Origin of the sequence: Geobacillus kaustophilus, assembly GCF_000948285.1 — a bacterium.
GTDB classification, from domain to species: Bacteria; Bacillota; Bacilli; order Bacillales; family Anoxybacillaceae; genus Geobacillus; species Geobacillus thermoleovorans_A.
The window spans coordinates 514,685-533,275 of sequence record NZ_JYBP01000003.1 but is presented as its reverse complement, the minus strand read 5'-3'; the positions used below and the strand labels follow the sequence as shown (position 1 = coordinate 533,275).

General features: G+C 51.8%; 23 protein-coding genes. 9 read left to right on the top strand and 14 right to left on the bottom strand.

The window, feature by feature from the left end; genetic code table 11:
* Positions 1 to 25: 25 nt before the first annotated feature.
* Positions 26 to 175: a 50S ribosomal protein L33 gene (gene rpmG / locus LG52_RS03150; RefSeq protein WP_011231931.1), complete on the bottom strand. Its 150-nt coding sequence runs from the start codon at positions 173 to 175 to the stop codon at positions 26 to 28.
* Positions 176 to 324: 149 nt separating this feature from the next.
* Between rpmG and LG52_RS03145 the strand changes: the two genes are divergently transcribed.
* Both LG52_RS03145 and LG52_RS03140 read left to right on the top strand, forming a co-directional pair.
* Entirely contained in the window at positions 325 to 675 is a 351-nt protein-coding gene (locus LG52_RS03145) for a sigma factor-like helix-turn-helix DNA-binding protein (RefSeq protein WP_044730826.1), read from the top strand.
* Positions 672 to 1,121: an endolytic transglycosylase MltG gene (locus LG52_RS03140; RefSeq protein WP_044730825.1), complete on the top strand. Its 450-nt coding sequence runs from the start codon at positions 672 to 674 to the stop codon at positions 1,119 to 1,121. Before LG52_RS03145 ends, LG52_RS03140 begins: the two co-directional genes overlap by 4 nt.
* 137 nt (positions 1,122 to 1,258) lie before the next feature.
* Here LG52_RS03140 and pstB read toward each other — a convergent pair whose 3' ends face one another.
* The 4 genes from pstB to sodA form a co-directional block, all read right to left on the bottom strand.
* Complete coding sequence (gene pstB / locus LG52_RS03135) at positions 1,259 to 2,068, bottom strand: phosphate ABC transporter ATP-binding protein PstB (RefSeq protein ID WP_156133524.1); 810 nt, start codon at positions 2,066 to 2,068, stop codon at positions 1,259 to 1,261.
* A gap of 330 nt (positions 2,069 to 2,398) precedes the next feature.
* Positions 2,399 to 4,513, bottom strand: a complete 2,115-nt coding sequence (locus LG52_RS03130; RefSeq protein ID WP_044730823.1) for a peptidoglycan D,D-transpeptidase FtsI family protein — start codon at positions 4,511 to 4,513, stop codon at positions 2,399 to 2,401.
* 72 nt (positions 4,514 to 4,585) lie between these two features.
* Entirely contained in the window at positions 4,586 to 5,878 is a 1,293-nt protein-coding gene (locus LG52_RS03125; protein ID WP_044730822.1) for an MFS transporter, read from the bottom strand.
* Positions 5,879 to 6,019: 141 nt separating this feature from the next.
* Positions 6,020 to 6,634: a superoxide dismutase SodA gene (sodA, locus tag LG52_RS03120; protein ID WP_044730821.1), complete on the bottom strand. Its 615-nt coding sequence runs from the start codon at positions 6,632 to 6,634 to the stop codon at positions 6,020 to 6,022.
* 480 nt (positions 6,635 to 7,114) lie between these two features.
* Between sodA and LG52_RS19420 the strand changes: the two genes are divergently transcribed.
* From LG52_RS19420 to LG52_RS03105, 3 genes are all read left to right on the top strand, one after another.
* Positions 7,115 to 7,552 carry a methyl-accepting chemotaxis protein gene (locus tag LG52_RS19420; protein ID WP_082055830.1) on the top strand — a complete coding sequence of 146 codons (438 nt, stop codon included), beginning with the start codon at positions 7,115 to 7,117 and terminating at the stop codon, positions 7,550 to 7,552.
* On the top strand, positions 7,545 to 7,733 hold the full coding sequence (locus tag LG52_RS03110) for a hypothetical protein (protein ID WP_044730820.1): 189 nt from the start codon (positions 7,545 to 7,547) through the stop codon (positions 7,731 to 7,733). The genes LG52_RS19420 and LG52_RS03110 overlap by 8 nt, the downstream gene beginning before the upstream one ends.
* A gap of 95 nt (positions 7,734 to 7,828) precedes the next feature.
* A complete protein-coding gene (locus tag LG52_RS03105; protein WP_044730819.1) occupies positions 7,829 to 8,602 on the top strand; it encodes a DUF1189 domain-containing protein in 774 nt (257 codons plus the stop codon).
* A gap of 38 nt (positions 8,603 to 8,640) precedes the next feature.
* On the opposite strand, the gene pstA is transcribed toward LG52_RS03105, so the two are convergent.
* The 3 genes from pstA to LG52_RS03090 are packed head-to-tail and all read right to left on the bottom strand — an operon-like array spanning position 8,641 to position 11,409.
* On the bottom strand, positions 8,641 to 9,564 hold the full coding sequence (pstA, locus tag LG52_RS03100) for a phosphate ABC transporter permease PstA (protein ID WP_044730818.1): 924 nt from the start codon (positions 9,562 to 9,564) through the stop codon (positions 8,641 to 8,643).
* Position 9,565: 1 nt separating this feature from the next.
* The gene (pstC, locus tag LG52_RS03095) at positions 9,566 to 10,462 is read right to left on the bottom strand and encodes a phosphate ABC transporter permease subunit PstC (RefSeq protein ID WP_082055831.1); all 897 of its coding nucleotides are present in this window, start codon (positions 10,460 to 10,462) and stop codon (positions 9,566 to 9,568) included.
* A gap of 56 nt (positions 10,463 to 10,518) precedes the next feature.
* Positions 10,519 to 11,409, bottom strand: a complete 891-nt coding sequence (locus LG52_RS03090) for a phosphate ABC transporter substrate-binding protein PstS family protein (RefSeq protein WP_044730817.1) — start codon at positions 11,407 to 11,409, stop codon at positions 10,519 to 10,521.
* A 287-nt stretch (positions 11,410 to 11,696) separates the two neighbouring features.
* On the opposite strand from LG52_RS03090, the gene LG52_RS03085 reads away from it, so the two are divergent.
* Both LG52_RS03085 and ispG read left to right on the top strand, forming a co-directional pair.
* Positions 11,697 to 12,011 carry a LysM peptidoglycan-binding domain-containing protein gene (locus LG52_RS03085; RefSeq protein WP_044730816.1) on the top strand — a complete coding sequence of 105 codons (315 nt, stop codon included), beginning with the start codon at positions 11,697 to 11,699 and terminating at the stop codon, positions 12,009 to 12,011.
* A gap of 82 nt (positions 12,012 to 12,093) precedes the next feature.
* Entirely contained in the window at positions 12,094 to 13,179 is a 1,086-nt protein-coding gene (gene ispG / locus LG52_RS03080) for a flavodoxin-dependent (E)-4-hydroxy-3-methylbut-2-enyl-diphosphate synthase (RefSeq protein WP_044730815.1), read from the top strand.
* A 97-nt stretch (positions 13,180 to 13,276) separates the two neighbouring features.
* Here the strand turns inward: ispG and LG52_RS03075 are convergent, their stop codons facing one another.
* Positions 13,277 to 13,621, bottom strand: a complete 345-nt coding sequence (locus LG52_RS03075; RefSeq protein ID WP_044730814.1) for a hypothetical protein — start codon at positions 13,619 to 13,621, stop codon at positions 13,277 to 13,279.
* Between the two features lie 97 nt (positions 13,622 to 13,718).
* Between LG52_RS03075 and LG52_RS03070 the strand changes: the two genes are divergently transcribed.
* A complete protein-coding gene (locus LG52_RS03070; protein ID WP_011231948.1) occupies positions 13,719 to 14,285 on the top strand; it encodes a nucleotidase in 567 nt (188 codons plus the stop codon).
* A gap of 16 nt (positions 14,286 to 14,301) precedes the next feature.
* On the opposite strand, the gene LG52_RS03065 is transcribed toward LG52_RS03070, so the two are convergent.
* From LG52_RS03065 to LG52_RS03050, 4 genes are all read right to left on the bottom strand, one after another.
* Positions 14,302 to 14,727 carry a Fur family transcriptional regulator gene (locus tag LG52_RS03065; RefSeq protein ID WP_044730812.1) on the bottom strand — a complete coding sequence of 142 codons (426 nt, stop codon included), beginning with the start codon at positions 14,725 to 14,727 and terminating at the stop codon, positions 14,302 to 14,304.
* On the bottom strand, positions 14,724 to 15,557 hold the full coding sequence (locus tag LG52_RS03060; protein ID WP_044730811.1) for a metal ABC transporter permease: 834 nt from the start codon (positions 15,555 to 15,557) through the stop codon (positions 14,724 to 14,726). Before LG52_RS03060 ends, LG52_RS03065 begins: the two co-directional genes overlap by 4 nt.
* 25 nt (positions 15,558 to 15,582) lie before the next feature.
* Complete coding sequence (locus tag LG52_RS03055; RefSeq protein WP_044730810.1) at positions 15,583 to 16,350, bottom strand: metal ABC transporter ATP-binding protein; 768 nt, start codon at positions 16,348 to 16,350, stop codon at positions 15,583 to 15,585.
* Between the two features lie 82 nt (positions 16,351 to 16,432).
* Positions 16,433 to 17,314, bottom strand: a complete 882-nt coding sequence (locus LG52_RS03050; protein WP_082055832.1) for a YitT family protein — start codon at positions 17,312 to 17,314, stop codon at positions 16,433 to 16,435.
* Positions 17,315 to 17,409: 95 nt separating this feature from the next.
* On the opposite strand from LG52_RS03050, the gene LG52_RS03045 reads away from it, so the two are divergent.
* Positions 17,410 to 17,670 carry a DUF2624 domain-containing protein gene (locus LG52_RS03045; RefSeq protein ID WP_011231953.1) on the top strand — a complete coding sequence of 87 codons (261 nt, stop codon included), beginning with the start codon at positions 17,410 to 17,412 and terminating at the stop codon, positions 17,668 to 17,670.
* A gap of 20 nt (positions 17,671 to 17,690) precedes the next feature.
* On the opposite strand, the gene LG52_RS03040 is transcribed toward LG52_RS03045, so the two are convergent.
* Positions 17,691 to 18,590: a deoxyribonuclease IV gene (locus LG52_RS03040; RefSeq protein WP_044730809.1), complete on the bottom strand. Its 900-nt coding sequence runs from the start codon at positions 18,588 to 18,590 to the stop codon at positions 17,691 to 17,693.
* Between the last annotated feature and the right edge of the window lies 1 nt (position 18,591).

The following is an 18,591-nucleotide window of genomic DNA, read 5'->3' as shown; positions in this document are numbered from 1 at the left end:
GCAGCAGGAATCATCTTCCCACTGCTTACTTCGTTTCGCGGTGCAACGTGACTTTGCGATCGCGCGGGCAATATTTTTTCAATTCCAAACGTTCTGGGTTGTTGCGTTTATTTTTCGACGTAATATAGTTGCGTTCGCCGCATTCTGTGCATGCCAATGTGATGTTCACACGCATCTTTTTTCCCTCCAAACGAACTTTATATAATCAGACTTTTCTATGATACCATTTTTCTGTGGCGATTTCCACCACTAAATTTCATCTTTTTCAATAAGAACGCCACAAGCAGAGAATGATATGGTATAGTGAAAAGGGGAGGGATGCACGTGGTGGAATATGCGATCATCGCTTTGGCAGCTCTAGCCATTATTCTTGTTGTTATTTCCTTTTTTGCTAAAGATGAACTGAAACCGCTCGAAGAACAAATTGATCATTTGACCGTTTCGCTGGCGCAAGAAACATACCAGATTAAAAAGCGATTGCAAGTCATCGAGGAGGAGCTCCTCATTCCAGAGCGACAACGGTCCGCTTCGCCGCGGCTTGGCGGATCGTTGCCGCCGGCCGATCGGCGCATCTTGTTTTTGCATAAACAAGGATTCCCGCTCGAAGACATCGCCCGCGAAACAGGTTTGACCGTCTCAGAAGTCGAGCGGGCGGTAAGGAGATTGCGGATATGAACAAACGTTCGATTCGTTCCTTCGCCTTCGGTTTGCTGTTATCTACGTCGCTTATCGGCGCTTCGTATTACGCCTCGCCCCCCGCTGCGCCGACAGAAGCGGAAGTCAAGGCGTTTCTTAAGCAGCACGGGCTTGTCGCTGTGGCGAAAGAAGAATACGACAAGCTCCGCAGCGCTCAGCCGAACGCCGCTCCGAAAGCGTCGGCCAAGCAGATGTCCGAACCATCAGGGCAAACCGTTTACGTCTATCGACTCGTTATTAAGAAAGGAGATACGCCAGAGACATTTGCCCGCGAACTTGAAGAGGCTGGCATCATTCAAAGCGCCCGCGCCTTCAACGACTACTTGGAGCAACATGGGCTGACGCGCTCCATCCGCCCCGGTGTCTACAACGTGAAGAGCGATATGGACTACGCAGCCATCGGCCGTTTGATTGCCGAGCCATAACGAAAGAAGGTGTCCCAAAGGATCGGGACACCTTTTCTTAAGGCTGTGTCTGCGCATCAAACGCGTTTTTTTGAAAGAAACACACCTTTTTTGAAACGAACTTTTTGTTCGTCATTGCCGACGCAACCCGGCCGCTTTTATCCGAACCGCCCGGCGATATAATCCGCCGTCCGTTGATCAGCTGGGCGAGAAAACAACATTTTTGTCTCGCCGTACTCAATGACTTCTCCGTTTAAGAAAAACGCCGTCCGATCAGAAATGCGGGCCGCCTGCTGCATATTATGCGTGACAATGATGATGCTGTATTTTGTTTTCAGCTCGCCCATCAACTCCTCGACCTTCGCTGTCGAAATTGGATCGAGCGCTGATGTCGGTTCATCCATTAAAATGACATCCGGCTCGACGGCCAAACAGCGGGCGATGCACAGCCGTTGCTGTTGGCCGCCCGATAAACCGAGAGCATTTTCATGAAGCCGATCTTTGACTTCCTCCCAAAGCGCCGCTTGGCGCAAGCTTTTTTCGACGATCTCATCGAGCCGCCGCCGGTCGCGGATCCCATGAATGCGCGGCCCATAGGCGACGTTGTCATAAATCGACTTTGGAAACGGATTGGGCTTTTGAAACACCATGCCCACTTGCGTCCGCAGCTGTTCAACAGGGTATGACGTGTCAAAAATGCGGCGGCCGCGATACAAAATCTCCCCTTCGAGCCGGACGTTTGGAATGAGCTCAATCATTCGATTGAGCGTTTTGATATAGGTTGACTTGCCGCATCCTGACGGGCCGATAATCGCTGTAATCTCGCGTTCATAAAAAGACAGGTGAATATGTTTTAACGCATGATGCTCGCCATACCATACGTTCAGTCCATTCGTTTCGTAAACGACCTCTTTTTTCACCAACTGGGCCGAAGGAATGTCCTCCTTTCGGCGCTCCACCACCGCCATCGTACTCATCGGCGTGACTCCTTTCATTTCCTTCCGCCCTCACTGGCAACGGAAGATCGAGTTTTTCCTATCATGAGCATACAAAACGATCGTTAACGCTGTGTGGACGGTATGTAAAGTTTTTGTAAACAAACATCATTTTTTTGGCTCTTCACCACAACATGTACTTGACAAGCAATACGGTTTCCTGCACAAAGATATGCAAAACGTGCTGATTTTCCCTCACAAGCGTAAATAGGGTATGTTCAGAAAAAATCAAGTACAACTTTTGGTGAAGAGCCATTTTTTTGCAAGCGTAAAAAAGAGGCGCCCGTTCAGGCGCCTTTGATGTCAGCGCGCATCAGCGGCCTCCGCGCCGCCTTGCGCATCGAAGCTGCTCCCGCCGCCGGCCGCCCGCTTCGCTTTCAATTCAAAATACGCATCTAAAATGCGGCGGCCGATCCGGTCATTGATCCCATCGCTCTCCCCTTGCGTCGCCCACGGAACGACAACGGCGAACGACACTTCTGGATCGTTGTACGGCGCATAGCCAACGAGCGTCAAGTTGTACGTTGGATCATTCCGTCGGCTTTGGATCGGTCCATCGTAAAACGCCTCCGCTGTCCCCGTTTTGCCGGCCGGCTTGTACGAAGCGCCCGCAAAGTACGAATACGCCGTTCCGCCCGGCTCTTGCATCACACGGCGGAATCCTTCTTGCACCCGCTTGATGTATTCCGTCTTCATATCAATCCGGTTTAGCACAACCGGTTCGAACCGTTTCATGATCCGGCCAAGTTTTTTTCCGTCAGCCGACGGTTCACGAATTTCTTTGACAAGCTGAGGCTTCATCCGATAGCCGCCGTTGGCGATCGTCGAGACGTATTGCGCCAGCTGCATCGGCGTATACATATCGTACTGGCCGATGGCTAAGTCGAGCAAAAATCCGCCGCGCGTGCTTTGTCCTTGGAAGCCGCTAAGTTCGTTTGGCAAATCGATGCCCGTTTTCACACCAAGGCCGAATTGGCTGAAATAGTGGCGAATCGTCGTAAACGCCTCTGGATTGATGCGAAGCGGCGCATGCGGACGATACACACCGCCCCCGATGGCGATCGCTGTTTTGAACATATAGACGTTCGACGACTGCTTGAGCGCCGTCAGCTCGTTGATCGTCCCCATCGTCTTCCATGATTTTTTCACCGGGGTTCCTTTAATATACAGCGGCTCGTCCTTTATATACGTATTCGGATGAAGCACCCCGGTTTGAAAGCCAGTGAGAACGGTCGCCCCTTTCACCGCCGATCCCATCGCATAAGCGGACGTGATGTTGCCGATGGCAAAGTCAACAAATTTGCCGTCTTGAAGAAGCTTGCCGGCCATCGCCAACACTTCGCCCGTCTTCGGGTTCATCATGACGACAAACGCCCGGTCCAAGAGCGGTGACCGGCCTTTGCGCTTCGTCGCCAGAATCTCTTGTTGAATGATTTGCTCAACCTTTTGCTGGAGCTCGGCATCAATGGTCAACACGAGGTCTTTGCCGCGCTCGCCTGGATACACTTGCTCGACCGAGATGACATTGCCCGATTTGTCGACAACGTTTTTCACTTTTGCCTTTTTGCCGTGCAGCACTTCTTCATACTGCATCTCCAAATAACTTTTGCCGACGCGGTCGTTGCGGCTGTAATCGCGGGCTAAAAAGTAATCGAGCCGTTCGCGCGGGACGCCTTCATCTTCTTCCGTCACACTGCCGAGCACAGAGCGGAATGTGTTGTCATAGACGTATTTCCGGTCCCAATCCACCGTCGTATTGACGCCGGGCAGCTCGCTCAAATGCTCGCTGACGACTGCATATTCGCGGTCGGTCACTCCTTTGCTTTTGACCGTCTGCGGCGTCAAGGCGTAGCCGCTTTCCATCTCATGTTTAATGGCGATCACTTCAAGCTCCGCTTTCGAAATTTGCGCTAAATCTTGCTTGGTGATGCGATCGAGCGTCCACTCGTACACTTTTTTGTCGATCTCTTTTTGCGTCAGCCCTTGATCAGCGAGCTTTTTCCGTTCTTGTTCGCTCACCTTCTGTTTCGCTTCTTCCGGATGCGTTAAAATCCAATAATCTTTCATATCGCGCTCAGTCACTTTTTTCTCCGCATCGGGAATGTCGATGTATTGGGCAAGTTTCCTTGCTATGTCCAATATTTCTTCCGGCTGTGTCGTTTTGGAGCGCGTGTACGTAATCGCCTTTTGCGGTGTGTTGTCGACGATCACGCGGCCGAACCGATCGTAAATTTTGCCGCGCGGCACCGGCGTGCTGACGATTTCATCCTGCGTTCGCTCCACTTCGCGCCGATAGTCTTCACCGTAGACGATCTGCACGACGCCAAGGCGCAAAATGAGCGCTGAAAACAACAAAAAAACAAAGAAGAACAAAATGTTTAACCGAATCGGCACTTGCGCCCGCTTTTTCCGTTTCATCCCCCGTTCCTCCTTTCCCTCCCCCTATTGTAAAAGAAAAAGGCGGGCATGGCTAGGGAAAAACTTGGCCCCTCACACCGGCGAACGGCCTCGTTCGTCGTCCAGCTTCGGCCGAAGAAAAATCTGCTCACGATGACCGCGCTCTGGACGGTCATCGGTGAAGCGAATGAGGCGGACAAACCAGTAAGTTGCCAAATGCCCGGCTCCGCACACAAACATAAGCGCGCGGATGCCAACCTCTTCTCCAAAGAGCGCCACAGCCGTTAAAAAGGCTAAAATCGACGCCACCCGTCCGGCGTTTAAAAACAATTCGCGGACAACTATGTATTCGACGCGCGCCTCGGCCGATTTCCAGCTCTTCCCGATGACGTCAAACGTCAAGGAGGAATACGGAACAAGCAACAATGGATACGCAATGGCGATCGTGATGGCATAAAGAATGAGGCGCGGATAGGTCGGATGGAAAACGATCAAGAAAATGGCCCCGTATAGCAGCGCTCCTCCTAGCAAAATCGCTTTCATCCGATATTCACGCTTGATCAGCCGAGAGACGGCATAATAGGCGACAAACGACGTGAACGAGTTGACAAGCCCGAATTTGCCGAGCGCCCATTCGCTTCCAGAAGTGACATACACCAGCACGGAAATGATAAACACAAACGTGCCTTCGCGCAATCCTTGGAAAAAGTGGGCATTCGTAATGAGCCGCCAGTTCCGGTTTTCATTCCTCTCCTTTAAAATGCGGATGAACAAATATTTCCCCGCAGCCGCGCGGCGCTTCAAGAAAAAGCTGAGCAGCACGGCGACAAGAAACAAGCCGAGCGACAGCGAGAAAACGAACGTATACCCTTTCGCACCGGCGAGCGATGAAATCATATAGCCGGCGGCAATCGGCCCGATCATGCCGGCTGATGAGGTCAACACCCCAAAAAAACCGTTAAAGAAGTCGCGCGTCTCCGGTTCGGTAATTTCAAACGTCAACACGTTAAACGCCAGCCAATAAAAACCATAGCCGACGCCGAGCAGCGCACCGAGAAAAAGCAAATATTGATGGGCGCGAGAGCCGACCAATAAAACGGTGACAAAAAAAACGGCTAAACACGACACACCAAGCCGCAAAACAAGAATGCGGTCAATTTGTTTTGCCAGCCGGCCGGCGAAAATAAACGTCAGCGGCTGCATCGTGACAATCGCCAAATTGTATAGCGCCAAGTCGCGGAAATCGCCGGTCTGTTTCCATAAATAAATGTTGACAAACGTGTTCGACAGGGAAACACCGAGCGCGTAAAACCCACCGATGCAAAGCAAAAGAAGCAGGTCGCGGTTCACTTGTTCTTGACCGGTTAGTTTTTGGAAAAATGCCATTGCAAACTCCCCTTTTCATCTATCCGGTAGTGTGGCCATTTCCGCTATGGCTATGCACCCGGCGCAAAGAAAACCGCTTCCTTTGCCTGCACCCTCCATCGCTAAAAAAGCGGGGCGTTTCGTTTCGCCCCGCTTTGTTGATTACTTCGCTTTCGCTTCGCTGTACCGTTTCGCCACTTCGTCCCAGTTGACAATGTTCCAGAATGCGGCAATGTATTCCGGACGGCGGTTTTGATATTTCAAGTAGTACGCATGCTCCCAAACGTCCAAGCCGAGAATCGGCGTTTTACCTTCCATGATCGGCGAGTCTTGGTTCGGCGTGCTCGTAATTTCCAGCTCGCCGTTGTTCACGACAAGCCATGCCCAGCCAGAACCGAAACGGCCGGCCGCTGCTTTCGAAAACTCGTCTTTAAACGCCGCGAAGCTGCCGAATTTTTTGTTGATCGCCTCAGCCAGCTCACCCGTCGGCTCGCCGCCGCCGTTTGGCGACAAAATCGTCCAGAAAAGCGAGTGGTTCGCATGGCCGCCGCCGTTGTTGCGCACCGCCGTGCGGATGCTTTCCGGAAGGGCTTCCAAATTGCTGAGCAATTCTTCGAGCGATTTGTTTTGCAAATCCGGATGCCCTTCAAGCGCCGCATTCAAATTCGTGACGTATGTGTTATGGTGCTTCGTGTGATGAATGTTCATCGTTTCTTTGTCAATGTGCGGCTCAAGCGCATCGTACGGATACGGCAATGCTGGCAATTCAAATGGCATACCGATCTCCTCCTTATTTGGTATGTACACGAACGCCAAAGCGTCCGTTTGAGATTAGCTTACCAAAGTTGGCACAATGTTTCAATCGATTTGCTTGTTCTCCCCCTTTGTTTACATATTTTCAACATGCCGTTGACCGTTTCTTCATAATGACAAGCTATAGTATATAGTATAAAGTAGCTTCCAGTTAAGGGGGAACTCAGCGAAAATGGAAACGAAACGAACAGGTTCATTATGGAGCGCCTTCCGGCTTGAGACAATTGTCATGACGGCAATGGTGCTCACAACGACGTTGGCGGCCCTTGCCATCACTTCAATCGGCTATATTCAAGGACGCCATTCAGCTATTCAGTCGATCCAGCAACAATTGCAATTATCAAGCGAAACTATGATTGAAAAAATTTCTATTTTAAAGGCTACAACGACCAATGAAGCATTTTCTCAAAAACTGAACTATTCATTGGCCTTAAATGAACGGAAATTCCACGCTTTACACCTTCATCCGGTGCAATTGATTTTAACGGAAACGGGAAAGACGGTAGCGAAACGGCCAACCTCGCCCAACCAAACGCTGTCCAAGCAGGTCGTGCGCGACATATTGAAAAAGAAGCAAGGGGTTTTGCATACAGACCAAGTTTCTCAGTTGTTGCTAAAGAAATCCGGTCGCTGTCGGCGCAAACAGGACAAGCGTTGGCACAAATTCAATCCATTGTTCAAGATGTGCAAAACCAAATCGAGGCCGCGGTTCAATCAATGAAAGAAAGTGCAAAGCAACTCGATGAAACGAAAAAAACGTTCACGGAAAGCCAACAAGCCTTTGAAGAAATCACTGCAATGGTGTCGCATTCATCCGCACATACGCTGCAAATTTCAGAGCAATTCGCCGCCATCGAGCGGCAAATCAGCGAAAATGCGTGAACATATCGCAGAGATTGCCACCGTCGCCCAACAGATCGCTTCGTCGATGGAGCAAATTTCACATTTTACCGACGGCCAGCACAATGCCATGGCTGCCATTCGTTCCGAAGCCGATGCACTAAATGAACGGGTGTTGCAATGGCGCGCCTTGCTTGGCACCTTTCATTTGCCTTCTGACTAAAGCGGGAAGATGCCCGCTTTTTTCTTCGTCCCAAGTTGAATTCTTCCTCTTTCCCAGCTACAATGGAAAAGGAGACAAAGAAAGGTGTGTCTGTGATGAACGTATTTGTCCAGCTGTGGAAAAGCTTATATTCCCCAAAAGACATCGCCCGCTTCCGATTCCAAGGAATCGGAAAAACGATTGGCTATTTGTTTTTGCTTACGTTCTTATCCATTCTTCCGACCTTTTACTACGCTTCGGTGTCTCTCGCCGAAGGCGTCCGCACAACGAGCGCCTTGTTGCATAACGACTTGCCGTCGTTTGCGATTGAAAACGGTGAACTTCGCTCAGCAGCAGCCAAGCCCATTCATATTGACCAAGGCGGATTTACGATCATTTTTGACAGCACCGGCAAAGTGACGAGTAAGAACGTCGAGCAGTTTCCGAACGCCATCGCGCTCTTGAAGCATGAAGCCGTGCTCGTCGCCGGCCATCAGGCGCAGCATTACAGCTATGCCACGTTTCCGGACGTGACCATTACCGACGAAGACGTTCGCGCGTTCATCGCCGGTCTTCAGTCGCTTCTCCCTGTCCTCATCCCGCTTTTTGGGCTCGTTTTATACGTCCTCGCCTGCGCCGGGAAATTTATCAGCGTGTGCATCTTTGCCTTTTTCGGCCTGATTTTTGCCGGCGTGCTCGACAAAACGCTGCGCTACCGTCATACATGGGTGATGTCGGCTTACGCCATTACGCTGTCGACCGTCTTTTTCACCGTGATGGAAACGGTGCAGGCGGTTGTGCCCTACGGCGCGTTGATCCATTGGTTCGTTTCGCTTGTCGTCCTCTTTTTGGCCGTCAAGGAAGTGCCATCAGCCAAACGGGAAATATAAAAAAGCTGCCTGTCGATGCAGGACAGCTTTTTTTGTGCTTACGCTGCTTTACTTCTTTCTCCACGTCCTGGACGCGCGCGCCGCCCCCCGGAGAAATACCGCGCAAGCAAGGAAGAAGCGAGCCGTGCAGCCAAATTGAATAAAAGAACGGCCACCATCAACACAGCCGCCGATTTGGCCGCGATCAGCTTCGCGTCTGGGACAATGCCTTCCGAATTCAATTTCCAAATATGCACCGTCAGCGTTTCGGCCGGCCGAAACACGTTCAGCGGGTTGGCCTGGCTGCCCCAATCCGCATCCCAACGAAGCATCGGGGTCGTCAGCCCAGCGGTATAAATGAAAACAGCCGCTTCGCCGAAAATGCGCCCAGCCGATAAAATGACGCCGGTGACAATTTGCGGGATGGCGGCCGGAAGCACCGCTTTGACCAATGTCTGCCAGCGTGTCGCTCCAAGGGCAAGACTCCCCTCTTTAATGTTGGACGGAACATCCAAAATCGCTGTTTCACAAATGCGCGTCAATCCAGGCAAATTGATGATCGTGACAGCTAACGCTCCGCCAAGCAGCGTATAGCCCCAACCCGTCAAAGTGACAAACGCCAACAATCCAAACAACCCGACGACAATCGACGGCAATGATGCCATCGTTTCCAAGCAAAGGCGAATGAACCCGACGATCCGCCCCTGTTTGGCGTATTCGGCCAAATAAATTCCAGCTCCCAACGAAAGCGGAACCGACAAAAGCAATGTCACAACCAACATATAAAATGAATTGATGAGCTGCGGACCAATGCCGCCGCCCGCTTGCGTATTGCTTGGCCGTCCGAACAGAAACTCAGGTTGCCAAAATCCCGCGCCTTTCGACAACACAACGGCAAAAAAGAAAATAAGCAACCCGATGACTGCAGCAGCCACCGCATAGAAAATGCCTGTCCATACTTTATCGATCATTCGCGCTGTCATCTTATCCCTCCTTTCTCGGGCCGACCAAACGGATCACGGCAATGAAGAAAAACGAGATCAAGAGCAAAATGAGCGCCAATGTCCATAACGCGTTGTTCCATGGTGTTCCGTTGATCGTATTCGCCATATCCATCGTCAATACACTTGTTAACGTCGCCGTCGGGCTGTCAAGGCCTGAAGGCAGCTTAATCGTATTGCCGATCACCATCTGCACGGCAAGCGCCTCGCCAAACGCCCGCGCCAAGCCGAAAACGACGCCGGTGGCAATCCCGGCTTTCGCCGCCGGAACGATGACGCGGGAAATCGCCTGCCAACGCGTAGAGCCAAGCCCGTATGATGCTTCCATATACGCCATCGGGACATTGGCTAAGGCGTCGGCCGCAATGCTGGTGATGGTCGGCAAAATCATCATACTAAGGACGATGATCCCCGCAAGCAGACTAAAGCCGGAGCCTCCGAACCATTCGCGCATGAGCGGAACGAGAATCGTCACCCCAAGCCAGCCATACACCACCGACGGAATGCCGACAAGCAGCTCCAGCACCGGCTTGAGCAACGAAACGAACCATTTGGGAGCGATAAAGTTCATGAAAATCGCCAACGCCAAAGCGATCGGCGCACTGATCAACAAAGCGCCAAGCGAGACGAGCATCGAGCCAACAATAAAAATGAGCGCCCCATACTTCGGCGGCGTGCCGTTTGGATCCCATTGCGCCGAAAGCAACATGTCGGAAAGCGAAAGACCGCTGTCCGTAAAGGACTGAATTCCCTTTACCGCTAAGAAGATGATCATCGTCACCGTAATCAGAACGATCAGCCAGCCGCAGATGACTGCAAACGTGCGGCCGATGTATTCTTCAAGCCAGCGATTCCGCCGTTTCGTATGCATTTGTTGCATGGCTTCATCCCTCCATTGTCAAAGGCCGGCCTAACGAGCCGGCCTTCCGCCCTTCTCTACTCCAATTCCGTCATCGGGATATACCCCATCTTTTTAACGGTCGGCGCAAATTCTTCACTCTTGACAAAATCGATAAATGCTCGCACTTCTTCCTTCGCTTCCCCTTTGGTGATCATGTATTCATACGACCAAAACGGGTACTTTTCCGTGCGGATGTTCTCCACCGTCGGTTCCGCGCCGTCAATTTTTACCGTTTTCAAGTTTTTCTTTTCCCCGATTAAATACGACATCGCTACATAGCTAACAGCACCCGGCGTCGAACTGATCGCTTGCTCGACCGCCCCGTTTGAATCTTGGACCGTGCCGATCGAATCGTTGATTTTCACGTCTTTCATGATCGTTTTCTCAAATGCCGCCCTTGTTCCCGATGACGCCGGACGGTTGATCACGTGAATGGCTTCATCCGGTCCGCCGACTTCTTTCCAGTTTTTGATCTTTCCATTGAAAATATCTTGAATTTGCTTTGTCGTTAAGTTATCGACGTTCACATCGTCGTTGACCACAATCGCAAAGGCGATGCCGGCCACTTTATGGTCAACGAGCTCTGACGCTTTCGATTTGTCGTCCAGTTTCTCCGCCGCCGGCACATCAGAGTTGCCGATTTGCACGGCGCCGGCCGCCACTTGGTTGACGCCCGTGCCGCTGCCGCCGCCTTGAACGGTGATCGACACGTCCGGATATTTTTCCATAAACGCGTTCGCCGCTTCTTCTGCCAGCGGCTGAAGCGCTGTAGATCCCGCTAGGGCAATGGTGCCGGAGTAGGTTTCTTCTTTCTTTGGCGTTTCTTCATTGCCGCCCGCATTGTTGTTTTCGGTCTGCCCGCAGCCGGCCAAAACGCCGGTCATCAACAAGGCGGCCAATCCCAATTTGACTCGTTTGCTCCACATTAAGAAATCCCCCCGTTTTGTTTTCGTACTTTCAACGTACAAGACCATTGCAGCGGGACATTGTTAGGCCCTTATAAAGCGGTTGTTAAGTTTCTGTAAAGACAAAAAAACAAGAATATCTTCAAAGCTGTCGAGCCTTAAATGCAAAGAAGAACTGTGATGCCGTTTTTCAAATTTGTTGAAGTGTTTTCCCCATGAAATCAACGACCTTACCAAGGAAGGCATATTTTCGCTGGACAAGCATACATATGAATTAACGACAAATGTGCGCAAGCGGAGGAAGCGCCATGAAAAAATTCATTCTTCTCCTATTTCTCATTCTTTCCAGCTATATTGTTTACCGCGATCTTGCCATCGGAACGCTCCACCCTTCGTCTGAAACAGCAGCAGCCATTGTCCAGTCGAAACAGGCGGCCATCCCGTACCGGACGGTGACCATTCGCCCTGGCGATACGTTGTTGTCCATCATCGAGAAAGAACTCAACGGTCCATTGCCCGTTCCGCTCGAGCAGCTGATCCGTGATTTTGAACGGTTAAATCCAGGCGAACATGCGCAAACATTAAAAATCGGGAAAACTTATAAAGTGCCGATCTATCGCTAACCGGCGAATCGCTTGTCAAACGGCGGATGGCACTGTTACAATAATGCAGAAAGCGACTTGAATGTTAAAGGAGCGAATTCCCGTGGGTGAAATCATCCATCGTTCAAAGACTCGGCCGGTCCGCGTCGGTCCGCTGACAATCGGCGGCAGCAACGAAGTCATCATTCAAAGCATGACGACGACAAAAACGCACGATGTCGAAGCGACGGTGGCGCAAATCCACCGCCTCGAGGAAGCGGGGTGCCAAATCGTCCGCGTCGCCTGCCCGGACGAGCGGGCGGCTGAGGCCATACCGGAAATAAAAAAGCGAATCAACATCCCGCTTGTCGCCGACATCCACTTTGACTATAAATTGGCGCTGAAAGCGATCGAAGGCGGCGTCGATAAAATCCGCATCAATCCAGGCAACATCGGGCGCCGCGAAAAAGTCGAAGCGGTCGTGAAAGCGGCGAAAGAGCGCGGCGTGCCGATTCGCATCGGCGTCAACGCCGGATCGCTGGAAAAACGCATTTTGGAAAAATACGGATACCCGACGGCCGACGGCATGGTGGAGAGCGCCTTATATCATATCCGCATTTTGGAAGAGCTTGATTTTCATGATATTATTGTCTCGTTAAAGGCGTCCGACGTGCGCCTCGCCATTGAAGCGTACGAAAAAGCGGCGCGCACGTTCGACTACCCGCTCCATGTCGGCATCACCGAAGCGGGGACTCTGTTTTCCGGCACGATCAAAAGCGCAGTGGGGCTCGGCGCCATTTTAAGCAAAGGCATCGGCAATACGATCCGCGTTTCGTTAAGCGCCGACCCGGTTGAAGAGGTAAAAGTGGCGCGCGAAATTTTAAAAACGTTCGGACTTGCCTCCAATGCGGCGACGCTTATTTCCTGCCCGACGTGCGGGCGGATTGAGATCGATTTGATCCGCATCGCCAACGAAATCGAAGACTATATCGCCCAAATTCGAGCGCCGATCAAAGTCGCCGTGCTCGGTTGCGCCGTCAATGGACCAGGGGAAGCACGGGAAGCCGACATCGGCATCGCCGGCGCCCGCGGCGAAGGCTTGTTGTTTCGCCATGGCAAAATCGTCCGAAAAGTGCCGGAAGAGCAAATGGTGGAAGAGCTGAAAAAAGAAATCGACAAGCTGGCGGAAGAATATTTTGCAAAGCAATAAGGAAAACAAAGCCGCTCTGAAAGGCAACGCCGCCCAATGAGCGGAATTTTCCTGCACAACCAGAAAGGGCGTCCCCTCTTGGGGACACCCTCGCTTTTTACGTATAAAACGGCATAATAAACAGACGGACGAGAATCGCGATGACGCCGATGCCGATGGCCCACGCACCGAGCGTCTCTGCGCCGCGTCGGCGCGCGATAAACCCGACAATAATGCCGGCCGCCCCTAACAAAATCGGCCAAATAAACAAGGCAATGATGGACAGGGCCAAAGCGAGCCAGCCGAGCCCGGCGCCGTCCGCGCGTTCTTTGTCCCGTTCATCGGCGCGGCGAATCGGTTCAGCGACTTCCGCCGCTGTTTCTTCCATAAAATTGCGTTCTGGTTCCTCTTTTCCGATCGATTGCACGTAGCCTCCATACGTGCGCTCGCGGTCGTCTGCCATATGCTTCCCTCGCTTTCCTAAAGTAAGAAGCATTATTAGTATGAGAAACCGGCGTTATTTTATCAGTGTGAATATTTTCTAACAGGAGGGTGAAGTGGTGAAAAAACGGCTTGGCATCGACATTGACGGCACGGTGACATGTCCGAGCACGTTCATTCCGTATTTAAACGAAGCATTCGGCAAAGAGCTCGCATTAAACGACATTACGCAATACAATTTGGCGCCGTTATACGGCGTGGCGGAGGAAGAAATGGACCGCTGGCTTGAAGAAAACGAAGCGGATATTTATGAGAGGGCTCCGCTTGCCCGCTATGCGCTTGAGGTGATTGACAGCTGGAAAGACAAATACGAGCTGTATTACATCAGCGCCCGCGGCCGCCATTTGTACGATCTCACCGAGCGCTGGTTCCGGCGGCACGGCGTCCATTACCACCATATTGATCTGATTGGGTCGCACGACAAAATCGCCGCCGTCCGCCAATATAAGCTGTCGGCCTTCTTTGAAGACAAGTACGATAATGCCTGCGAAATCGCCGAAACATGCGGCATTCCCGTCATTTTGTTTGACACTCCGTACAACCAAGGCCCGCTCCCTGAAAACGTCATCCGCGTCAACAACTGGCTTGAAGCAAAGCGAGAAATCGAACAGCGCCTCCGGCCATAAAACAACATCTCCCTGCTTATACAGGGAGATGTTGTTGGCATTGCGGACATGTGCCGTAAATTTCAAACTTATGGTCAGCGATCTCATAACCATCGAGCTTCTCGGCGAGCACATCCATTGGACATGCGTCAATTTCTTTTGTTTTTCCGCACTGGATGCAAATGAAATGATGGTGGTGGCGGCGGACGCCGCAGGCAAAACGGAAATGTTTTTCCCCGGACAGCTCGGTCATCTCCAAAATGCCAAGCAGCGTAAAGAGCGACAAATTGCGGTACACTGTATCAACGCTCAAGCCCGGATAGACGGGACGGAGCGCTTCAAGCACGTCTTTGGCCGTCAAGTATTTGTCGCTTTCGGCAAATAACTCCAACATTTGTCTCCGTTTTTCCGTATATTTAAACCCTTTCTCTTTCATCAACTGCAACGCTTGGTCGATATTCATCGCTGCCGCCCCCTTTTCCATCCGAGTGCGAAAAGCAAAATGACAACCGCTGCGATGACGATCGTTCCGCCCGGCGCCCAGTCCAGCTCATACGCCGCCCAGAGCCCGGCGATAACGGCCAGCTCCCCGAACAAAATCGAAAGCCCGATCACCTGTTTAAAACTTTTGGCGATGCGGATGCTCGCCGCCACCGGCAGCGTCATGAGCGACGAGATGAGGAGCACGCCGACGATGCGCATTGATGCAGCGATGACGAGCGCAACAAGCACAATAAACAAAAAATGGATCAATGTGGTGCGAACGCCGGAGACACGGGCGTATTCCTCGTCAAAGGAAAGAAGAAACAGCTCTTTGTAAAACGTCAAAATCACCATCGCGGCAGCTGCGGCGACAGCAAACGCTGTCCAAACGTCAGCACGGCTGACGGCACTGACGCTTCCGAATAAATACGAAAACAAATCGGTCGTAAACCCGTTGGCCATCGAAATGAAAATGACGCTCAAGCCGATGCCAGCCGACAAAACGATCGGAATGGCGAGCTCCTCATAATGCCGGTAAACGGCGCGCAGCTTCTCGACGAAAAGCGACGCGACGACGGAAAAACTCATGCCGATGTAAAGCGGACTCCAGCTGGCGGCCGCCGGCGCCGCTGAACCGAGCAAGAGCCCGGCGGCAATGCCGGCGAGCGTCACATGACTCAACGCATCAGCGATGAGTGACAACCGCCGAACGACAATAAAAACGCCGAGCAATGGCGCCGTGAAACCGGTCAAAACGCCGGCAACAAACGCATTGCGCAAAAATTCGTATTGCCAAATGGCTTCCCACACGTGTCATTCCTCCACCGTCACCGTTTCATTCCGTCCGTTCATGCTCGTGAGAGAGAACGTGGAGCGGATGGCCATAAAACTGCGAAATCGCCTCGTTGCCAAGATGTTCGAACTCTTCCGCCTTTCCATGGAAATAGAGGCGCTTGTTCAAGCAGGCGATATCGGTCACCCGGTCCGTGATCGTCCCGATGTCATGCGTCACTAAGATAAGCGTTAAGCCGCGGCGGTTCAAGTCGCCGAGCAGTTCGTAAAATTCATGCACATGGCGTGCATCCACGCCGACCGTCGGCTCGTCTAAAATGAGCAACTCCGGCTTGCTCGCCAGTGCGCGGGCGATAAATACCCGTTGTTGCTGGCCACCGGACAGCTCCGCGATATTGCGCTTTGCCAGGCCGCTCAACCCAACAGCCGCGAGCGCCGCTTCGACCGCACGGCGGTCTTCATTTGTCAGCGGCCGAAATAAGCCGCGTTTGGCCGCCAATCCACTCGCCGCCACTTCCTCAACCGTCGCCGGAAAGCTGCGGTTGAAGCTGTTCGCTTTTTGCGACACGAAACCGATCCGATGCCATTCGCGAAACGATTCAATCGGCTCGCCGAACAAAAAAATGCGGCCGCTGTTCGGTTTTAACAAGCCGAGCACACATTTGAGCAGCGTCGATTTTCCCGAGCCGTTCGGGCCGACCAATCCTAAAAATGCCCCTTTCGGCACCGTTAAACTAACATGCTCAAGCACGTTCTCTTTTTCATAGCGGAACGACACATCCTCCATTTGCACAACAAGCCCATTTTCCATGGCCGTTCTCCCTTGCTAATTCAGAATCATTCCGATTTTCTTCACTATGCAAGTATACCCCACCATCCGCGTTTTGTAAACCTCAATGAATCGCTGATTTAAAGCGGGCTCCGCGCACTTCATGCGTCGGCATAATGGTGATGAACGCATCCGGATCGATTTCATTGACGATCGATTTTAGTTTTGTCACTTCCAAGCGCGTGACGACTGCATAAATGATTTCCTTTTGCTCGTCCGTATATCCGCCTTTGCCGAGCAATTTCGTTGTCCCGCGTCCGAGCCGGTGCAAAATGGCGTCGGAAATTTCCTCATAATGATCGGTCACAATAAAGGCCGCCCGCGTCTCGTCAAGCCCTTCAATGACCGCATCGATCGTTTTTGAGGCGATGTAGTACGTCATCACCGAATACATGGCCGGCTCGAGGCCAAACACAAACGCCGCCCAGCCAAAAATAAAAACGTTGACAAACATGACAAACTCGCCGACCGAGAACGGGATTCTTTTCGTCATCAAAATCCCTAAAATTTCCGTCCCATCGAGCGATCCGCCATGACGGATGACCAATCCGACGCCAAGACCGAGCGACAACCCGCCAAAAACGGTGGCTAAAATCGGCTCGGTTGTCAGCGGGGAAAGATGGTGAAATGCTCGTTCGGTGACGCCGAGGATCACGACGCCTAAAATCGTTGACAGCATGAACGTTTTCCCGATTTGCTTGTAGCCGAAATACATGAACGGGGCGTTTAAGAGGATGACGAGCGTGGCGAAATTGAGCAGCCGCCATTCGTCCGGAGTCAAGTAGTCCAGAATCAGCGATATGCCAATGATGCCGCCGTCGATCATTTTGTTTGGAACGAGCAGCCGCTCGATGGCAAACGCCGCCAAAGAGGCGCCGATGGCGATCATCAACACCCGATACAACACATGGCCTAACGGTTCTTTTTTATGCTGTTTTGGCGCCAAACTACCACCCTTTCCCTTTTTGTTTTTTCTATTATACCATACACGCCTTTTCCATTCACGTCATATGATGGAACAGAAGCAAGGAGGCGGCTGCGATGAACATTTACCAACAGCTTGTCAAGCAAAAATTAAAAACGATCACCCCGGAAGAACTCGTTGCGTACAGCCGAGAGTACGGCTTGCCCATCACGACAAGCCAAGCGAAACAAATTCTTCATCTCGCCCGGACGAACGACATTAACGTCTTTGACCCCGAGGAGCGGAAAAAATGGGTGCGAGAGTTAGCGAAAATCACTTCGCCAGACATCGCTCGAAAAGCGAACGAGCTATTTTTGAAATTCGTGCAAAAAAAATAAAAGGGCGCATAGCCCTTTTTTCATTCCGCCCCAGCGGTGATTTTTTCAAGCAACTGGTCATCGAACGACTGCGCCCGCAGCATGGCAATTTCGTGCTTGTACGGCGGTTTTTTGTTGTTTTTGTCTTCGCCCACGTATGGGGTTTCTAAAATTTTCGGAATATCCTCAAGCTGCGGATGATGGACGATATAGTTGAGCGCAGCAAACCCGATATGGCCGAAACCGATGTTTTCATGGCGGTCTTTCCGGCTGCCGCGCGGGTTTTTGCTGTCGTTGATGTGCAGTACTTTCAGCCGCCCGAGGCCGATGATCCGGTCAAACTCCTCAAGAACGCCGTCAAAATCGTTGACGATGTCATAGCCGGCGTCATGCGTATGGCACGTATCAAAGCAAACGGACAGCTTATCATTATAGGCGACGCCGTCGATAATGTACGCTAGCTCCTCAAACGTCCGCCCGCATTCCGACCCTTTGCCGGCCATCGTTTCCAGGGCAATTTCGACCGTCTGCTCGCGCGTCAACACTTCATTCAATCCGCGAATAATTTGCCGAAGTCCGGCTTCCACCCCTGCGCCGACATGAGCGCCTGGGTGCAGCACGAGCTGTTTGGCGCCAATCGCTTCCGTCCGCTCGATTTCCGTGAGCAAAAAGTCGACGCCTAGCGAAAACGTATCGAGATTGGTCGTATTGCCGATATTGATGATATACGGGGCGTGGACGACAATCTCTTCGATGCCGTGCACTTGCATATGCTTGCGCCCGGCTTCGATGTTGAGCTCTTCAATCGACTTGCGCTTTGTGTTTTGCGGCGCCCCAGTGTAAATCATAAACGTGTTCGCTCCGTAGGAGACCGCTTCTTCGCTGGCGGCCAGCAGCATTTTCTTTCCGCTCATGGAAACATGTGAACCGATTTTTAACATG